Below are 16,504 nucleotides of genomic sequence, written 5' to 3'. Positions count from 1 at the left end.
GTGTTCGTGGGGAGATAGCATGACGGATCTGATGGAAACCCCTTTACAAGGTAAAGGCCTGCGGTCCCGCCGCTGGCTCCTGTCCTATAGGACATCTTCTACCCTGATCGACGGCCGCCCGGTCGACATGCTGCACGATTTCTACGTGCCCGCCCTCCGCCTGGCGGTGCGGTACGATCGCGTGGCCGGGTACTTTCGTTCGTCCTCCCTGGCCGCCGCCTCGATGGGCTTCTCCGCCTTTGTCGGCCGGGGGGGCAAGATGCGCCTTATCGTCGGTGCCGACCTGGAACCCGAAGACGTGAGGGCCATTTTGGCCGGGGACAGGGAGCGGCTGGCGGCGAGATTGAACGGCGAGCTCGACCGGGCCGGCTCCTGGCCGCAGGGGGTGCGAAACGGCGTAACGCTCCTCGCCTGGATGGTGGCCCACGGCTATCTTGAGGTGCGGGTGGCCTTCCGGGTGCATAAAGAAACCGGCGAGCCGCTACCCCTGGACGCCGTGGACGACGGCTATGTCCACGAAAAGTGGTTTGTCCTGTACGATGAATTCGGCAATCGGCTGTACGGGGCCGGGACGCTGAACGAATCGAAAACAGCCCTTATCCTGAACGCTGAAAATATTGACGTCCACTGCGATTGGTGGGGCGAGACGGACCGCCGGCGGGTCGACGAAGCTGTCGAAGCCTTTGAGAACCTGTGGATGGGTAAAGTCCCCCACCTGCCGGTGCTGACCCTGCCGGAAGCGGTCCGGCGCCGCCTGATCCGGTTCGCGGAGGGAATAGACTTTCCGGTAGAGGTGAACGGCACGCGGGCTGCAACCGGGGTGGCGGCACCGCCTGCGGTCATGGAACGGCTGCGCTTCGCCATCTTACGCGACGCGCCGAAGATGCCCGGCGGCCGCTTCGTGGGTATGGAGACCGCGCCTGTAGAGCCGTGGCCGCACCAGGCCATCGTGGTGCGCCGGCTGGTTGAAACCTGGCCCCACTCCTACCTCTTGTGCGATGAGGTCGGCCTGGGGAAGACCATCGAGGCGGGGCTCGCCTTCCGTTCCCTGTACCTGGCGGGCCTGGTGAAACGCATCCTTATTGCCGCACCGGCGAGCCTCACCCGGCAGTGGCACCGCCAGATGGCGGCGAAGATGCTGCTCTCCTTTGGCCTGGCGCGCACCACGCCGGAAACCGCGCACGAGTATATCTTCCCGGCGGCAGAGACCTGGCCGGCGAGATCCCTTTATGAGCCGGACCTGGTGATCGTCTCGACGGGGCTCCTCGCCCGCCGCGAGCGGGCGGAAGCCCTTTCCCTTGCGGCGCCCTTCGACATTGCCCTGGTGGATGAAGCCCACGCCCTCCGGCGGCATAACCCTGCGGCCGGCTGCGGGGTGCACCCGGACTTTGGACTTCTCTATACTGTCACCAATAATTACCTGCGCCGCAGGGCGCGCAGCCTGTGGCTGGCCACGGCCACCCCCATGCAGATCCATCCCGTGGAAGTATGCGACCTGCTGGCGCTGACCAATCGTGTGGGCGCCTTCCAGTTTGATCCGGCCCTGACATTGCAGTACTATGAACTCCTGGGCCGGCTCATGGACGGGCAGGAGCCCGGGGAGCTGGAATGGGAATTCCTGCGGCGGGCTGTAAAGGCAGTGCCCGTGCAGGACCCCATGCTCTGGCGCTTTATCGAGGAAAGCGTCATTGACGGGCGCATCCGGGCAACGCTGCACCAGTGGCTGGAGTACGGCCGGGTTCCCCGCGGCAGGGACCGCCAGTTAATGTACCGTTTGTTATTCAGTGTTTCCCCCCTTTCCCGGGTGATGCTCAGGCATACCCGGCGGTTGCTTGAGATTTACCGCGACCGTGGGCAGCTACGGCAAAACCTCCCCCGGCGCCATATCCTTTCCTTACCCCGGATCGAGTTTACGCCCCTGGAACGTCGCATTTACGATGAGCTGGAGAAATACTGCCAGGGTCTGACCAGGCAAATCCAGGCTCGCGGCGACCACCAGGCGCAGCAAATGATGAGCTTCCTGCTGAGCTTCCTGCGGCTGCGGTTCGCGTCCAGCCTCTACGCCCTGCGCGAAACGCTGCAGCGCCGCCTGCGCAAGGTCGAAGCCACCCTGCGGCACCAGCTCGTGACGGAAGCAGGCGATTCCGGCCTCGCCGCGCTGCAGGAGCTGGTCTATGAAAGTGAGGACGAAAACGACCTTGAGGCGGCAGAATCCCTGCTTAAAGATCGCACCCCGGCCGATCTGGAATGGGAGCGGGAGCGGCTGCAGGAAATGATCAACCACATGGCCGACCTGAGCGGGCCCTCCTCGAAGATGAAAGAACTTTTAAATGTGCTCGACCAGCGTCGCGACCGGCAGGCCGGGCGCATCCGCCAGGTTGTCGTCTTTACCCGTTTCTTCGATACCCTCAAGGATATCGTCGCCCGCCTGCGCCAGGCCGACCCCTGGATGCGCATCGGCACCTATTCCGGCCAGGGGGGCGAGTATTTCGATGCGGGCACAGGCCGCATGGTTGCCGTCGACCGCGAAGAGGTAAAAGAGCGGTTCCTGCGCGGCGAGGTCGACGTGCTGGTGTGCACGGACGCCGCGGCGGAAGGCCTGAACCTGCAGACCGCCGACCTGCTCATCAACTTCGATCTGGGCTGGAACCCCATGAAAATCGAGCAGCGGGTCGGGCGGATTGACCGCATCGGCCAGCAGCACCAGGATATCTACGTCCTTAATCTCTGCTATGCCGGCAGCGCCGAGGAGATTGTGTACGGGCGGCTGCTGTCCCGCCTGGCTAAGGCCAACCTGATCGTCGGCACCCAGCAGGTCTCCCTACTGCCGGTGGAACCGGAGGAGTTCCGCCAGCTGGCCGAGGGGACGCTGACCCAGGAAGAGCTGGAGGCGCGCGCCCGGAAACGGCTCGAGGAGCAGCGCCGGCGCACGAAGAGCATGGAAATCAACCCGCAGGAACTTTACGAGATTTACATGCGACTGGCCGGGGCCGGCGACCGGCGGCCGGCGCCGGTAAACCTGGCGGCGATATGGGAGGCCCTGAAAGAGTCGCGGTACCTGCGCGACCTGGGGTGTGTCGTCGCAGACGAGGACGGAAAGCCCGTGCTGACCCTGGCGGGCATTGAGGGCGTTCCGGAGGGAGCAGTCCTTACCGTTTCCCGTGAGCTTTACGAGGAAGGGCTGGCCGGGGGTGGAGGACGTGTGCATTTTGCCTCGTATGGTGACCCATTTTTTGAGCGTATTTTAGAATACTTGAATGGTTTCGAGCTTCCCGGATGCGTGCGGCGGCTGGCCGTCCCCGTTCCCTGGCTGGATGGTGCTGAGGTAGTGGGCTATGCGGCAGTCTGCCGGGGACCTGGCGGCAGTCGCGAGGTCCGGCTTATCCTGTCATGGAGGGATCTCGAGAACCTGCAGCTCCTGGAGGAGGAGATCCTTACGGCGGCAGAGGTTGAGCCGCTACGCGAAAAGCTGGCACAGATAGTCCTGGAGGAATTCAATCACTATTCGGTGGCAGATCGGATTGAACGTGAAAATATCCGTGCCGCGCGAGCGCAGGAGATGCTCGATTTTCTGGTGATTCAAAGCCTGCTTAACTCCAGGGCGCAGTTTGCTGGGGAGGGAGCGCTTTTCTGGCCCGTCCTGCGCGAGGTTGCTTCTCTATTCGACAAGCGCGACAAGATCCTTGTTACCGACCTGCCGGCAGATGCCCTGAAACCCGTCGCCGGCGACTTGCTTTTCGGCTGCAAGGTGCCGGTTGTGGGTGACACGGCCAGCCTTTTAGCGCCGCGCATCCTGGCCCGGGCGGCCATGGACGCCGCCAGCCGCCTGGCGGACGGCATGAAGGAGCGCAAGAGCGAGCTCCGGGTCGCTGCCGTGCTGGCGCGCCTGCAGCGCGAAGCCGAGGCCAGGCGGCTTTCCTCATAAATATACAGCTTCACCAGGGCGCTGGTATCGAGGTAACATATTACCGGCGATCTTCCTCTACGATGCTGGCAGTAGTTATATTAACGCCCTCACTCCGGAGAGTTTTCCTCAAAAATATAGAGTACGCCAAGGCTCCGGTATCAAGGGCAGTTATGCGAACAAAATTAACGCGATGAACACCAGATCTTCTTCACCGTTATTGATTATCGAGTGATATTCACCATTTTTTGTAAGAATCATATCGCCGGCCTTAACGATGGATTCCGTCCCGTTGTCATTTACTATTCCCTGTCCGCTGAGTATGTAATAAGCTTCAGAATCGCCGCTGTGCTGGTGCCAGCCAATTGAAGCACCCGGGTTAAGGGTAAACCTGGCAAATAGTCTTCCCTTTCCATTGAATTCATTTTTACTTTCTTCCAGGATGTGAACTATTTCGACGTAACCTTTGCCACCTCTTAAACCGGTAACTATTTCCTCTCTCATTTCTTGGGCTCTTCTTAACATGCGATGTTTTCTCCCTTGCAAGAGTCTCCCTACCAAGTTTTTACTTTATTTTACCTAAGAGGGTCCGGGTGAGCAAGGTTTATTTTCGAATATTGGCAAAGGGTTTGCCGCGGGACTATGGCCTCATCAAGTTCCCTTTTGGCAAAATGCTGTTAGATGCTGGCAGCGACGGCGACGGTGTTCTGGCTTTTGTTTTCGGTCCGGCATATTTGCAAAGCGGTAGGGATTGTGGTACATATTTAGGGAGGCCACAAACAGGCATAAGGAGTAAGACAATGAAATTAAAGGTAATCCCCGAGGATTTCATGGTCCGGGAACTGGCCAGACTGCCTGTCCGCGAAAAGGGTCCTTATCGGCTGTACCTTTTGGAAAAGAAGGGATGGAATACCATTGATCTTTTAATGTGCCTGGCCAGGGCCCATCACCTTCCCTACCGTCTTTTTGCTTACGGGGGTTTGAAGGACAGGCACGCCCACACCTTCCAGTACGTCACGGTGAAGCATGCTAGTGACTTAACCACTGAAGAAACAAACTTTTCCCTGCGAAGCGCAGGTTACATGGACAGGCCCATGGGGCCAGACCTCCTGGAGGGAAACGAATTTGCCATCACCCTCCGCGCTCTCAACGCGGCGGAGGTATCCCGCATCAGCCGCCGGGTTGATGAGGTGCGGGGTTTCGGCTACCCTAATTACTATGACGACCAGCGTTTTGGCAGCATGGACCGCCAGATGGGCCTTATGGCCGAAAGGCTGCTGAAAAGGCACTATAACGGCAGCCTGCAGATCTACCTTACCGGTATTTACCCGGAAGAAAAAAGAGAGGCCAGGGAACGCAAGCTCTTTTTCCGCGAGCACTGGGGGGATTGGGCGACGTGTCTAACGCGTGCCAAAACTACGATGGAATGCAGGATGTTTTCCCTGCTGGCAGAGAAACCGAAGGCCTACATAGATGCCCTGCAGATGATCCCGGGAGAAGAGCTCTCGCTTCTTTTTTCGGCCTACCAGAGTTTTCTTTTTAACGAGCTTTTACGCAGGATTTTGCAGGAACTGGGGCTTGATCTTACGGCTGTACGCGGAGTGGCCGGACCCTATCTTTTTTACCGGCGCCTGGAAAGAAAAGAGCTTGCCTATTTGCAGTCTCTTTTCCTGCCGCTGGCTGCCAGCCGCATGGAGTTTCCCGATGCCCGCACCGAGCGGCTCTTTGCGGCCATCCTGGAGGAAAGAGGCATCAAGCGCAGCAGTTTCAACCTGCGCAGGGTCCGGCAGGCCTTTTTTAAGTCGACGCCCAGGGAGGCCGTAGTTTTTCCCGGCGATTTTCGTTTGCAGCCCGCGGAGCCTGATGACCTTTACCCCGGCAGGCAGAAAATGCGCCTTTTCTTCAAGCTGCCGCGGGGGAGCTACGGGACAATGCTGATCAAGAGGCTGACCATGCCATTATGACTGGCATAGCCGGCGTTTAGGAAACAGCGGTGCGGAAATTAGCGGTGAGGTAAGAAAAATGGCGGTTAAAGAGCGGCAGCGCCTGGATAAATTGCTGGCCAGCATGGGGTTTGGTACGCGTAAAGAGATTAAGAAGTTGATAAAAGAAAAAAAAGTGCAGGTCAACGGCGAGTTGGCCAGAGACCCGGGATTACATGTTTTGCCCGGCCGTGATTACATTGAGGTAAACGGCGAACCCATAGAGTATAGACAGTACATCTATTTAATGCTAAATAAGCCGCGAGGTGTCCTATCCGCCACTGATGATAGATTTGCGAAAGTAGTAGTTGACCTGCTCCCTCCCCGGTATCGTGCCTATCATCCGTTCCCTGTAGGGCGGTTAGACAAAGATGCAGAGGGATTGCTTTTACTTACCAATGACGGCAAGCTGGCCCATCAGCTCCTGTCACCCAGAAAACATGTGCCCAAAACGTATTATGCCGTGGTATGCGGAATGGTTACAGAAACAGATGTGGAATCATTTCACCAGGGGGTAATCTTGCATGACGGCTACCGTACCATGCCTGGCGAGTTAAAGATTCTTCGCCCCGGACCGGAATCGGAGGTTGAACTTACCATTTATGAAGGAAAATATCATCAGGTAAAGCGCATGTTTGCCGCTGTAGGCAAGAAAATAACCTATCTTAAGCGGATTGCCATGGGGCCTTTAGTACTGGATAAACTATTAAAGCCAGGGGAGTATCGTGAATTGACGGCAGAAGAAATCAGCAGGCTGCGGAAATTAAACCCGCCAGGATAGCATAACAATCATTGCCTCCCACCCTGCTTTCAGGTAAAATAAAAAAGGAGAAACCCTGGCCTATGCAGGAAGGAGTTGAACCCTCATGAGCAATGTTGAGATTACCCGCGCCCTGGGCAAGATCGCCTGCCCCTGTGGCCTGGTGGGTGTCAAAAAAGGGGAGAAACACGACCTGACCACCGTGGCCTGGTTTACCCAGCAATCCTCCAACCCGCCCCAGGTAATGGTGTCCCTTCACCCCCATCGCTATGTGCTGGAACTGCTGGATGCCGCCGGGGAGTTTGTTCTTTCCATCCTGGCCGATGACCAGGAGGATATTGCTGCCTTCTGCGGCACCCATTCGGGGCGGGATGTCGATAAAATTAAGGAACTTGGTCTTGCTACCGAACCGGCGGCGATGGTTACCACTCCCAGGGTAAAAGATGCCCTTGCCAACCTGGAGTGTAGGGTCAGCGGCCGTTACCAGAAGGGGGATCATGTAATTATTGTCGGCCAGGTGGTGGCGGCCAATGTCAGCAATGATAAAAAACCCCTTCTCTACTATGAACATAATATCGCTCACTGGGACCAGTAAAGGGTGAGAAAATGGCACAGTGCAATCTGCAAGCCAATAAGGAAAGGTGCACCTGTACCTATGAACCCTGCAGCCGCAAGGGTAAATGCTGCGAATGTATAACCTATCATAGGAAATATGGAGAGTTGCCTGGCTGTCTCTTTCCACCGGAAATAGAGAGAACTTATGATCGCAGTATTGAACGCTTTATAGCTTGTAATAGTCGTGCCTAATTTCACAAGCGAAAGGTAAATTTGACAAGAAGGTAGAAGGAAAAGATGGGGCATCAGCCCCGTCTTTTTACTTCTGTTTTTTCCTGTAAGCCGGTAAAATGTCCGGCCCCTTAATCAACTCCGCTACCCCGGCTGCCCCGGCCGGGGTGACACCTTCCGCGAGGGTTTCTTCCCTCGACAGGTGCCCGGAATTTCCTGCTGCCCGGAAGTACTACCCCTTGATTTATTGCTACGGCGTGGTTATCATTAGTGATAACTTGATGCACGGGGAAGGAGACAACGTTGGAAGGCCTTAAGCTGTTACTGGTGTTCGGTTTAATGATGGTGCTCCTGGGGCGGCGGGCGCCCCTGGGGCCGGTGATGCTTGGCAGTTCGCTCCTCCTGGCCGCCCTTTACCACACCGGTCCCGTTACTTTCCTGGGCATGGCCTGGCAGGCCACCAAAAGCCCGGCCACCTTAGAACTGGAGGTTATCCTGGCCCTCATCATGCTCTTTGAACACCTCCTGGGAGAGCAGGGTTACCTGGAGGGGATGCTGCAGGGGCTACATGGTCTTATTCGTAACCGGCGCGTGGTGATGGCCCTGTTGCCGGCCTTTATCGGCCTCATGCCTTCGGCAGGGGGCGCGCTGTTTTCCGCTCCCCTGGTGGGGCAGGCGGCGGCGCGTACCTCCATAGCTGCAGAAGAAAAAAGTTTTATCAATTACTACTACCGGCATATCTGGGAGTACTTCCTGCCCCTCTACCCCGGGGTCCTACTGGCCTCCCGCCTCAGCGGGATCCCCCTTCCCCACCTGATTGCCGCCCTGGCCCCCTATGGCCTGCTGGTGATCTTGTTGGGTATACCGGCCCTCAGGCGGATTAAAATTGTAGCGGAGGAAGGGGAAAGGGAGGTGGTACCGGCCGGTCACCACGCCCCGGCCCGGGAACTCTTCCTCAGCGTCCTGCCGGTACTGGTGGTAGTGGTCCTGGTACTGGTTTTCCGGGTTGAGGTAGGCCTGGCGGTGGGCCTGGTTCTCCTGGTGCTGCTGGTGTGGCACCAATACACGCCCCGGCAATTCTGGCACCTGTGCCGGGAGGCAATAGCAGTAAAGACCCTCCTCATGGTGTGGGGGGTAATGCTTTTCAAGGAAGTACTGGTAGATACGCGGGCGGTGGATGGCCTGACTTCTTTGCTGGCCATGCTGCCGGTACCCGGCTTTATGATTTTCGGCCTTATCAGTTTTCTGGTAGGTATGCTGACCGGCCTGACGGTGGCCTACGTCGGGATAGCCTTTCCCATTGTAATGGCTGCTGCGGGCGGCCAGATGAACCTGCCACTTACTGTATTTATATTTATCGCCGGCTTTACCGGGAACATGTTAACCCCCATGCACCTCTGCCTGGCCCTCACCGTGGACTTCTTCAAGGCCGACCTGCGCAAGGTGCTCAGGATGATGGTTGGCCCGGAAGCGGCACTCCTGGCGGTAGCTATTGCCGCGTATTTAGTTTTGTAACCCTCCGCGGAACAGGCCTGTCGTTCAGGTGCAAGTGTTATTTCTTGCCAAAAGCCTGCGCCGTGTCCTTGACAAGCCAGCTTTTGAAGTCTAAACTAATATATGCAGAAATTCGCATATAAATAAGGAGGATATTCTTTGGCTGAAAGACTTTACAGCCTGAAGGCGGAATTTTTTAAAGCCCTGGCCCACCCGACCCGGGTGAGGATCCTGGAACAGCTGCGCCAGGGTGAAAAGTGCGTTTGCAAGTTTATAGAAGACCTGGAGCTGGAGCAACCCAATATCTCCCAGCACCTGGCGGTGTTACGCAAGGAGGATATTGTCGTTACCCGCAAAGAAGGTTTAAAGGTTCTCTACCGGGTTAAGCACCCGGAAATCTTCCAGGTTCTGGACCTGGTGGGCAGGATTTTGACCCGGGAAATCACCAATACCATGGCGGAACTGCAGGAGCTACAGGGTAAAGAGGAAAAGAAGGGGAGTTAGATTATGTTGCAAGCCCGGCTGCCGGGCTTTCATCTGCCGGGGACGGGGTGCAATGACTTTCTATTGAACTGGGAGGGAAAAAGGTGAACTGGCTGTTCTGGGCGTTGCTGGCCATGGTTTTTTGGGGATTAAGCCCCATTTTTGCTAAACTGGGGTTGGTGAAGAGCGATCCCTTCACGGCGCTCCTCATACGCACTATTGGCGTGTTCGCCGCGCTGCTTTTGTGGGGTTTGGCGACGGCCCGGCTGGGGAGCCTCAAAGAGGTAGAACCCCGTACCTGGGCACTCCTTCTGGGTGAAGGGCTGGCCGCTTCGGTGGTGGGACATTTTGCCTATTTTCGTGCCCTGCAGGCAGGTAAGGTTTCGTCGGTAGTACCGATAACGGCTTCTTACCCCTTAATAGCACTCGTCCTGGCAATTGCTCTGCTGGGTGATAAACTCTCCCCGGGGCGCGGCTTCGGGGCGGTTTTGATTGTGACCGGTATCTACCTGATCCAGAGGTTTTAAGCAGGGGCAAGGGTCTTCTTGACCCACGCCCATCAATCTACCTACCTGGTCCCAAACTTTACCCAGGTTAGAACGTATTCCCTGTAGAGCTGGTTGACTTGGTGAAAATAATTAACGGCGGGCAAAAAAGTCCCGGACCAGACCAGTCCGGGACGTAGGTTAAAATGCCGTTTTTAAAAATTCATGCCGCAAGCTGGTTTATCATGGTCTCAATGAGCTCGGGAGACAACCCTGCGAGGGCCAGGACTTCAGTAACCCTGCCGCCATGCATTAAAACCAGGCAGGGGTCGCCCGTAAGACCCAGGCGCAGGGCCATACTCTTGCCTTTATAGACATCGATCTTGCTCAACTTGATTTCCGGATGTTTTTGCAGGATGGCCTCAACTACAGTCATCATTTCCCGGCAGCGGGCATCGGTTGGATCGTAACAGAATACCAGTTGCGGTCCTTTAACCTCCCGGAATTCCCGGGCAAAATACTCGCTTTCCGCAATATAGCGTTCGGCCATAAAACCGGCAATGGCTCCATCACCCACGGCCGTTGCCACCTGTCGCAGGACTTTATCCCGCACATCCCCGGCGGCAAAGACGCCCGGGATATTGGTCTCCATCTGCTCATTGGTAATGATATAACCGCGCTCATTCATATTGATCATACCGCGGAAGAGTTCGGTGTTGGGCAGGTAGCCGATAAAGAGGAAGCAGCCGTCGACTTTTACGGGAATCCTCTCCCCGGTCTTGACGTTCTTTAGAATTACTGTGTCCAGGCGTTCGCCCCCGGCAAACTCATCGACTACAGTGTTCCAGATAAAATGCAGTTTTTCATTCCGCAGGGCCTGCTCCTGGGCCACTTTATTGGCGTCCATAATGCCGACATCATGGATCACAGAGATATACACCTTGCTGGCAAATTTAGTTAAAAAGATAGCTTCTTCGATAGCGGCATCGCCGCTGCCGATTACCATTACTTCTTTACCGGTGTAGTAAGCTGCGTCGCAGGTGGCACAGAAGGAAATGCCTTTGTCATAAAGAAACTTTTCTTCTCCTTTGGCACCGGTCAGGCGCGGCTTGCCGCCGGTGGCGATAATCACCGCTTTGGCGCGGTAATCGGTGCGAAAGGTCTTGATGACCTTGGTTTCCCCCTCCAGTTCCACCCACTGGACCTCGGCCAGTTTGACCTTGACGTTGAATTTCTTGGCCTGGCGTTCAAAAAGCTGCATCAGGCCCAACCCCGTGTTCCCCTCGGGAAAACCGGGGTAATTCTCAATCTCATTGGTATAGGTAGCCAGACCGCCCGGCAGGGACTTTTCGATCATGATGGTTTTCAGGCGGGCGCGGCCGGCATAAATAGCGGCCGTCATCCCCGCAGCGCCGCCGCCGATAACCACCACATCGTAGTCTTCAACCTTCTTTTCCCGCATCTTCTCATGCGCCCCTTTCTCTTGAGCGCGGGGCAGGAGAGCTACCCCCCTGTGCCCCGCTTGTTTAATTAGCTAAATCAGATACTTGGTTAAAATTTTCGAACCCAAAAAAGCGCCTGCCAGCAGGAAAATACCAAACACCCAACCATGAAGCGACATCGTAGCCGTGCCGCTAAATAATGCACCGATGTTTCAGCCATAGGCTATTCTGGCGCCGTAACCCATCAACAAGCCCCCGGCCACGGCACCGACAACCTGCTTGTAATTCTTAATCTTTTTAATGCGAAACTGGGAGGCCAGCAGCGTCGCCAGGAGAGCTCCCAGGATGATGCCCACATCAAGGATGGAACCCCCGTCATTCAGGAAACCGCCGGCCAGCATTTTGGCGTTGGCCTCTGACTGGTAGAAGGCCCACTTCTCCGGGTGCAGGCCTAGAGCCTGGCCGATCCAGGCACCCCAGTTGGCGAAGGCGGTGGTGATACCCCACGGCGCACCAAAGGTGGCAAAGTGGGCAATATTGAGGACGCCTAGAAAAATGCCCCCCAGCCAGTAGGGAAACGGGTCTTTGAGCAGGGCATTTTTGAGCTTCAGCGCCTCTTCCTGATACCTGCTCATCGTAATCCTCCCTTCCTGCCCGTAATATTCCGGATGATTACTTGGTTTTCTCGATAATAATGTCCCAGCGGCCTTCTTCAACCTCTTCCAGCTCTACGTTATAACCCTGCTTGCGCGCCCATTCCGGGACGTTTTTCATGGCGCAGCTATGGTCAACCTGGACAACCAGGATGTCCCCTACTTTCAGCTCCTGCATCTTTTTCTCCGTGCGGATTAAAGGCACCGGGCAGGCTTCGCCCAGGGCATCAAGGGTATATTCAGCCACGGTTAATCAACCTCCATATTTAGATTACCATAATGGCTCCTCGCCAGCAGGGACGTATGATATGAGGTGGAAAATTGATGGTCAGTATGGTTTTTGCCATTAATCGGCCTTCCGGTATTCCCACCAGGTGGCCAGCCAGTACAGGGCGCCCAGGAGGCCAAACTGGACCAGGAGGGCCAGGGGCCAGCCCAGGACGTTGGGTAAAAATATTGACGGCGAGGATTTCATGGAGAAACCCTGCCACCAGCCGAAGTGATAGGCGCCCAGGGCCGAACCGGCGACGAAGAAGACCAGGGTGACCATGAGCATGATGAAACCCTCGCCTACGCGCATCAAGGTACCGGAGGCACAGCCGCCGGCGATAACCATACCGGTGCCGAAGAGAATGGCGCCGATCACGGTATGGATACCTACGGGGCTGATAAAGCCCGGGATAGGTTTGCCGGCCATATAAGCGGAGAACTGGATGGCGGCAAAGCCAACGGTGGCTACGGCTATGGCTATAATTACGGCCCGGGTTAAAGAGGTGCTGCCTGTTAGTACAGGGTCACGCATGGATGCGGTAAAGCAGAAACGGGAGCGCTGCAAAACGAAGCCGAAAGCAAGGCCGAAGACCCACTTGGCAGCCAGGGCAACCTTCAGGCTTCCCAGGAAAACACCAAAGACGATCACTAGGGCCAGGACCAGGATAGCATAACCCACCTGGCTCTTTTTTGTGGCTTTAGACCGCGTGCCGACACGGGAGCGTAAAGAAGTCTCACTTTGTGCCATGTTCCCACCTCCATTAAGCTTTATTATCGTGAAGGCCTTCACTATCACCAGTTTAAAACAACAACCTCCCCTTGTAAACTTAGCTTCACTTATGCTATTATAAGTATAACTTATAACAAAGGGATTAAAGAACCTACCGGCAGGTGAGGATAAAATGAACCTGAACAACTTGCGCGTTTTCGCTACTATTGCCGAGACCGGGAGCCTCTCGGAAACGGCCCAGCGTCTTTTCCTGACCCAGCCGGCGGTCAGCCAGCAGATCAAGCACCTGGAGCAGGTTTTTGCCATCCAGCTCCTGGAGCGCACCAACCGGGGGGTTACCCTCACCGATGCCGGCGAAGTTTTAAAGGACTACGCCCGAAAGATTGTATCCCTTTACGACGAGCTGGAAAGCGCCATGGAGGGCTTACGTGCCTCCGTCAGCGGCCAGTTGACCGTGGGGGCTACCTCGACGATTGGCGGTTATGCTGTTCCCTGCAGCATCTGCATTTTTAAAGAAAAATTTCCTGAAGCTGTATTAAAGCTCAAGGTGGCCAACCGCCAGCAGATTATCAATGATTTAAAAGAAGGGCGGGTCGACATCGCCCTCATTGAGGGCAAGGATTTAAAGGGGCCCTTTGTTGCCTGTGAGCTGGCCGTAGACCAGCTGGTGATTATCGCCCCTAATAGGAAACCTTGGACCGGTCGTACGTGGATCAGCATCGAAGAATTAAAAAATCAGCCTTTTATCATCCGCGAGGCCGGTTCGGGTACCCGCCAGGTCATTGAAGAAACCCTGAACTCTATAGGTATCGATTTGTCCCACCTCAATATAGTAGTGGAGCTGGCCAGCGTTGATTCCATCAAAGCCGCCGTAGAGGCCGGCGTCGGCATCTCCATCATGTCCCGGCTGGCCCTGCGTAAGGAACTCCATACGCGCACCCTGCTGGCTCTGGAACTTGAAGGCCTTTCCTTTGAGCAAAAAATATACCTGGCCTATAACCGCGAAAGGATCCAGACCAGGCTGGGTAAAGCCTTTATCAACTTCCTACGTTCCCCGAACCGGGGTTTCTGTTAATTATTTCACCCGCCGCACAGTTACCTGCCAGATGCCGGTATCGATCTCCTGGACTGCTGTTTTATAACCCTTACGACGCATTTCGTTCCTGATAGATATGGAGGCACAGCTATGGTCGGTTTTCAGGATGATGGCGTCGCCTACTTCCAGATCTTTAAGCTTTTCCCGGATCTTGATATTGGGCACCGGGCACATTTCGCCCAGGGCGTCAATAAAATATTTTGCCATCAGCCCTCACCTCAGTTATCCTATTTCGCACCTGAAAGGGGAAATTCCTGCCGGCGGTTTGTTCCCAGCCAATCATAAATAAAGTTTCAGGTTAAAGGTTATTGCCCTTGACAAAACTAGCGGCTGTCTCTAAACTTATATATAGCAAAATTCTAATGTAATAATAAAACGTTCCACCTGCCCGCATGTAATAGGGTTAATCCTCTTTATGCATGGGTTCTGGCCGGGTGAAGGTGAGACTGGCTTTTATTTTACCAAACTGTAAAAAGGAGATGCTTTTTTATGAGCAAGCAGGGCAAATTGTTATTGATTGTCGCCGTGTTTTTGGCTGCCTATTTCCTGCCCTTCCAGCATCCCAGGATGCAGGGCGCCATCCTGGAAGCCTTCTACATGCTGCAGGAATACGCCAGGGAACATGTGCTGTTCTGCTTGGTACCCGCTCTTTTCATCGCCGGGGCCATGAGCAATTTCCTTTCCTCCCAGGCTGTCATGAAGTACCTGGGACCGGAAAGCCCCAAAGTTACAGCTTATGGAGTGGGGGCTGTATCGGGAGCAATCCTCGCCGTCTGCTCCTGCACCGTCTTACCCTTGTTCATGGGCATATATAAGCGCGGCGCCGGCCTCGGACCGGCCATAGCTTTCCTGTATTCCGGGCCGGCCATTAACGTCCTGGCCATTATCCTCTCGGCCCGGGTGCTGGGCTGGCAGATCGGCCTGGCCAGGGCTCTGGGGGCCGTCCTGTTTTCGGTAATAATCGGCCTGATCATGGCCCTGCTCTTCAGAGAAGAAGAGCAGGAGAGGGCCAAAGGGCTGCTCATGCCGGAAGGAGGAGAACCACCCCGCACGCTTGGGCAGACTGTTCTGTATTTCCTGGTCCTGGTCTTAATCCTTGTTTTTGCCGCCTGGGGCAAGCCGTCGGAACAAGCGGGCTTCTGGTATGCGGTATACAGCGTCAAATGGTATCTAGTTATCGCTCTTCTGGTAGCCCTGGCCGTGATTTTAAAGGCCTGGTTTAAGCGGGAAGAACTGTCAGCCTGGGTGGATTCTACGTGGGATTTCAGCATTAAAATCCTGCCCCTCCTTTTCGGGGGCGTGCTGGTGGCCGGCTTCCTGATGGGCAGGCCCAACGTCGATACCGGTATTATACCGGCAAAATATATCGCCATGGTGGTAGGGGGCAACAGCCTCTTAGCCAACTTTACCGCTTCTATTGCAGGCGCTTTTATGTACTTTGCTACTTTGACGGAAGTACCGATCGTCCAGGGACTTATCGGGTCCGGGATGGGCCAGGGGCCGGCTTTAGCCCTCTTACTGGCGGGCCCGGCCTTGAGTTTGCCCAGTATGCTCGTTATCAACAGCGTACTGGGGTTCAAGAAAACCTTTGCCTACGTTTCCCTGGTAGTCATCATGGCTACCTTAACGGGGATAGTATTTGGAGCCCTGGTGGGCTAAAATTAAATTAAAAAATTGAAAAAGGAGATGGATAGTCATGGAAATCAAAGTTTTAGGTACGGGATGCGCCCGGTGCAAGGCGCTGGAACAAAACGTGATGAACGCCCTGGCGGAAATGGGCGTGGCCGCTGATGTGGAAAAAGTGACGGACATCAACAAGATAACCGATTATGGGGTTATGATGACGCCGGGACTGATGGTCAACAACAAGCTCAAAGTGTTCGGCCGGGTGCCCGACAAAGAAGAGATCAAGAAATGGATCCAGGAGGAAATAAGCTAGTAAACGGGAGATGAGCTTGTAATGGAGAAATGCACCTGCGAACCGGCGGAAATTATGCTTTTTCCCTGCGCGGGAGGTTCGAACGTAGGCCAGCTTGCCAACCAGGCGGCGGTAAAGCTGGATCAAGAGGGCGCAGGCAAGTTGTTTTGCCTGGCCGGGCTGGGTGGCCATGTCCAGAGTATTGTTGAGTCCACCAGGGTGGCCAGGAGAATTGTGGCGATAGACGGCTGCCCTATAGGCTGTGCTAAAGCAACTGTGGAGCATGCCGGCTTTCCGGTGACAGACTATGTTATGGTGACCCGGCTGGGAATCCAAAAAAATCATGAGTTTGCCTGGACGGGCGAAGAGCTGGACCGGGTGGTGCAGGCGGTAAAAGAATCCCTGGGATATTAATTGCGTGGCCACGGGTTGCTCTATACTGCCCGTGGCCCTGTTCTAAAGTTATAGCTTTAGTAAAAGCTACGCGCTTGTTTCTGATAC

Annotated in this window: 17 protein-coding genes and 1 pseudogene; 12 read left to right on the top strand and 6 right to left on the bottom strand. The window is 55.5% G+C overall.

Features of this window, described 5'->3' with window-relative positions:
- Positions 1 to 19: 19 nt before the first annotated feature.
- On the top strand, positions 20 to 3,925 hold the full coding sequence (locus tag MGLY_RS03955; RefSeq protein ID WP_211662067.1) for a helicase-related protein: 3,906 nt from the start codon (positions 20 to 22) through the stop codon (positions 3,923 to 3,925).
- A 150-nt stretch (positions 3,926 to 4,075) separates the two neighbouring features.
- Here MGLY_RS03955 and MGLY_RS03950 read toward each other — a convergent pair whose 3' ends face one another.
- Positions 4,076 to 4,429, bottom strand: coding sequence for a cupin domain-containing protein (locus tag MGLY_RS03950; protein ID WP_156271937.1), 354 nt, complete (start codon positions 4,427 to 4,429; stop codon positions 4,076 to 4,078).
- A gap of 275 nt (positions 4,430 to 4,704) precedes the next feature.
- On the opposite strand from MGLY_RS03950, the gene truD reads away from it, so the two are divergent.
- The 7 genes from truD to MGLY_RS03915 all read left to right on the top strand — a co-directional run bounded on the left by truD (position 4,705) and on the right by MGLY_RS03915 (position 9,936).
- Positions 4,705 to 5,868: a tRNA pseudouridine(13) synthase TruD gene (gene truD, locus MGLY_RS03945; RefSeq protein WP_156271935.1), complete on the top strand. Its 1,164-nt coding sequence runs from the start codon at positions 4,705 to 4,707 to the stop codon at positions 5,866 to 5,868.
- Between the two features lie 58 nt (positions 5,869 to 5,926).
- Entirely contained in the window at positions 5,927 to 6,667 is a 741-nt protein-coding gene (locus MGLY_RS03940) for a pseudouridine synthase (RefSeq protein WP_156271933.1), read from the top strand.
- Positions 6,668 to 6,752: 85 nt separating this feature from the next.
- On the top strand, positions 6,753 to 7,241 hold the full coding sequence (locus tag MGLY_RS03935; RefSeq protein ID WP_156271931.1) for a flavin reductase family protein: 489 nt from the start codon (positions 6,753 to 6,755) through the stop codon (positions 7,239 to 7,241).
- Positions 7,242 to 7,252: 11 nt separating this feature from the next.
- A complete protein-coding gene (locus tag MGLY_RS18130; RefSeq protein WP_156271929.1) occupies positions 7,253 to 7,453 on the top strand; it encodes a DUF6485 family protein in 201 nt (66 codons plus the stop codon).
- A gap of 282 nt (positions 7,454 to 7,735) precedes the next feature.
- Positions 7,736 to 8,947, top strand: a complete 1,212-nt coding sequence (locus tag MGLY_RS03925) for a DUF401 family protein (protein WP_156271927.1) — start codon at positions 7,736 to 7,738, stop codon at positions 8,945 to 8,947.
- Positions 8,948 to 9,085: 138 nt separating this feature from the next.
- Positions 9,086 to 9,430, top strand: a complete 345-nt coding sequence (locus MGLY_RS03920) for an ArsR/SmtB family transcription factor (protein ID WP_170290912.1) — start codon at positions 9,086 to 9,088, stop codon at positions 9,428 to 9,430.
- An 83-nt stretch (positions 9,431 to 9,513) separates the two neighbouring features.
- The gene (locus MGLY_RS03915; protein ID WP_156271925.1) at positions 9,514 to 9,936 is read left to right on the top strand and encodes an EamA family transporter; all 423 of its coding nucleotides are present in this window, start codon (positions 9,514 to 9,516) and stop codon (positions 9,934 to 9,936) included.
- A gap of 181 nt (positions 9,937 to 10,117) precedes the next feature.
- On the opposite strand, the gene MGLY_RS03910 is transcribed toward MGLY_RS03915, so the two are convergent.
- The 4 genes and pseudogenes from MGLY_RS03910 to MGLY_RS03895 form a co-directional block, all read right to left on the bottom strand.
- On the bottom strand, positions 10,118 to 11,356 hold the full coding sequence (locus MGLY_RS03910) for an FAD-dependent oxidoreductase (protein ID WP_156271923.1): 1,239 nt from the start codon (positions 11,354 to 11,356) through the stop codon (positions 10,118 to 10,120).
- Between the two features lie 72 nt (positions 11,357 to 11,428).
- Positions 11,429 to 11,971 (bottom strand): annotated as a pseudogene (locus MGLY_RS03905) (YeeE/YedE thiosulfate transporter family protein).
- A gap of 37 nt (positions 11,972 to 12,008) precedes the next feature.
- Positions 12,009 to 12,236, bottom strand: a complete 228-nt coding sequence (locus MGLY_RS03900; protein ID WP_156271921.1) for a sulfurtransferase TusA family protein — start codon at positions 12,234 to 12,236, stop codon at positions 12,009 to 12,011.
- Positions 12,237 to 12,335: 99 nt separating this feature from the next.
- A complete protein-coding gene (locus MGLY_RS03895; protein ID WP_156271919.1) occupies positions 12,336 to 13,007 on the bottom strand; it encodes a YeeE/YedE thiosulfate transporter family protein in 672 nt (223 codons plus the stop codon).
- Positions 13,008 to 13,161: 154 nt separating this feature from the next.
- Between MGLY_RS03895 and MGLY_RS03890 the strand changes: the two genes are divergently transcribed.
- Positions 13,162 to 14,064 (top strand): selenium metabolism-associated LysR family transcriptional regulator, encoded by a 903-nt coding sequence (locus tag MGLY_RS03890; RefSeq protein ID WP_156271917.1) that lies wholly within the window; start codon positions 13,162 to 13,164, stop codon positions 14,062 to 14,064.
- Here the strand turns inward: MGLY_RS03890 and MGLY_RS03885 are convergent, their stop codons facing one another.
- Positions 14,065 to 14,292, bottom strand: a complete 228-nt coding sequence (locus MGLY_RS03885; RefSeq protein WP_156271915.1) for a sulfurtransferase TusA family protein — start codon at positions 14,290 to 14,292, stop codon at positions 14,065 to 14,067.
- A gap of 282 nt (positions 14,293 to 14,574) precedes the next feature.
- Here MGLY_RS03885 and MGLY_RS03880 point away from each other — a divergent pair, with 282 nt between their 5' ends.
- From MGLY_RS03880 to MGLY_RS03870, 3 genes are read left to right on the top strand one after another with little or no spacing between them, the layout of a single operon-like run.
- Entirely contained in the window at positions 14,575 to 15,744 is a 1,170-nt protein-coding gene (locus MGLY_RS03880; protein ID WP_156271913.1) for a permease, read from the top strand.
- A 37-nt stretch (positions 15,745 to 15,781) separates the two neighbouring features.
- Positions 15,782 to 16,024 carry a thioredoxin family protein gene (locus MGLY_RS03875; RefSeq protein ID WP_156271911.1) on the top strand — a complete coding sequence of 81 codons (243 nt, stop codon included), beginning with the start codon at positions 15,782 to 15,784 and terminating at the stop codon, positions 16,022 to 16,024.
- 21 nt (positions 16,025 to 16,045) lie between these two features.
- Positions 16,046 to 16,417 carry a putative zinc-binding protein gene (locus MGLY_RS03870; RefSeq protein ID WP_156271909.1) on the top strand — a complete coding sequence of 124 codons (372 nt, stop codon included), beginning with the start codon at positions 16,046 to 16,048 and terminating at the stop codon, positions 16,415 to 16,417.
- Positions 16,418 to 16,504: the final 87 nt, after the last annotated feature.

The organism is Moorella glycerini, assembly GCF_009735625.1.
Classification (GTDB): Bacteria; Bacillota; DSM-521; order Neomoorellales; family Neomoorellaceae; genus Neomoorella; species Neomoorella glycerini.
Note: the sequence above shows the minus strand (reverse complement) of the source record. Positions and strands in the feature narration are given on the sequence as shown.

What these genes read in the sequence shown, in the direction of transcription:
- MGLY_RS03955 (WP_211662067.1), top strand. Translation starts at nt 20, where the DNA reads ATGACGGATCTGATGGAAACCCCTTTACAAGGTAAAGGCCTGCGGTCC.
- MGLY_RS03950 (WP_156271937.1), bottom strand. Translation starts at nt 4,429, where the DNA reads ATGTTAAGAAGAGCCCAAGAAATGAGAGAGGAAATAGTTACCGGTTTA.
- truD (WP_156271935.1), top strand. Translation starts at nt 4,705, where the DNA reads ATGAAATTAAAGGTAATCCCCGAGGATTTCATGGTCCGGGAACTGGCC.
- MGLY_RS03940 (WP_156271933.1), top strand. Translation starts at nt 5,927, where the DNA reads ATGGCGGTTAAAGAGCGGCAGCGCCTGGATAAATTGCTGGCCAGCATG.
- MGLY_RS03935 (WP_156271931.1), top strand. Translation starts at nt 6,753, where the DNA reads ATGAGCAATGTTGAGATTACCCGCGCCCTGGGCAAGATCGCCTGCCCC.
- MGLY_RS18130 (WP_156271929.1), top strand. Translation starts at nt 7,253, where the DNA reads ATGGCACAGTGCAATCTGCAAGCCAATAAGGAAAGGTGCACCTGTACC.
- MGLY_RS03910 (WP_156271923.1), bottom strand. Translation starts at nt 11,356, where the DNA reads ATGCGGGAAAAGAAGGTTGAAGACTACGATGTGGTGGTTATCGGCGGC.
- MGLY_RS03895 (WP_156271919.1), bottom strand. Translation starts at nt 13,007, where the DNA reads ATGGCACAAAGTGAGACTTCTTTACGCTCCCGTGTCGGCACGCGGTCT.
- MGLY_RS03890 (WP_156271917.1), top strand. Translation starts at nt 13,162, where the DNA reads ATGAACCTGAACAACTTGCGCGTTTTCGCTACTATTGCCGAGACCGGG.
- MGLY_RS03885 (WP_156271915.1), bottom strand. Translation starts at nt 14,292, where the DNA reads ATGGCAAAATATTTTATTGACGCCCTGGGCGAAATGTGCCCGGTGCCC.
- MGLY_RS03880 (WP_156271913.1), top strand. Translation starts at nt 14,575, where the DNA reads ATGAGCAAGCAGGGCAAATTGTTATTGATTGTCGCCGTGTTTTTGGCT.
- MGLY_RS03875 (WP_156271911.1), top strand. Translation starts at nt 15,782, where the DNA reads ATGGAAATCAAAGTTTTAGGTACGGGATGCGCCCGGTGCAAGGCGCTG.
- MGLY_RS03870 (WP_156271909.1), top strand. Translation starts at nt 16,046, where the DNA reads ATGGAGAAATGCACCTGCGAACCGGCGGAAATTATGCTTTTTCCCTGC.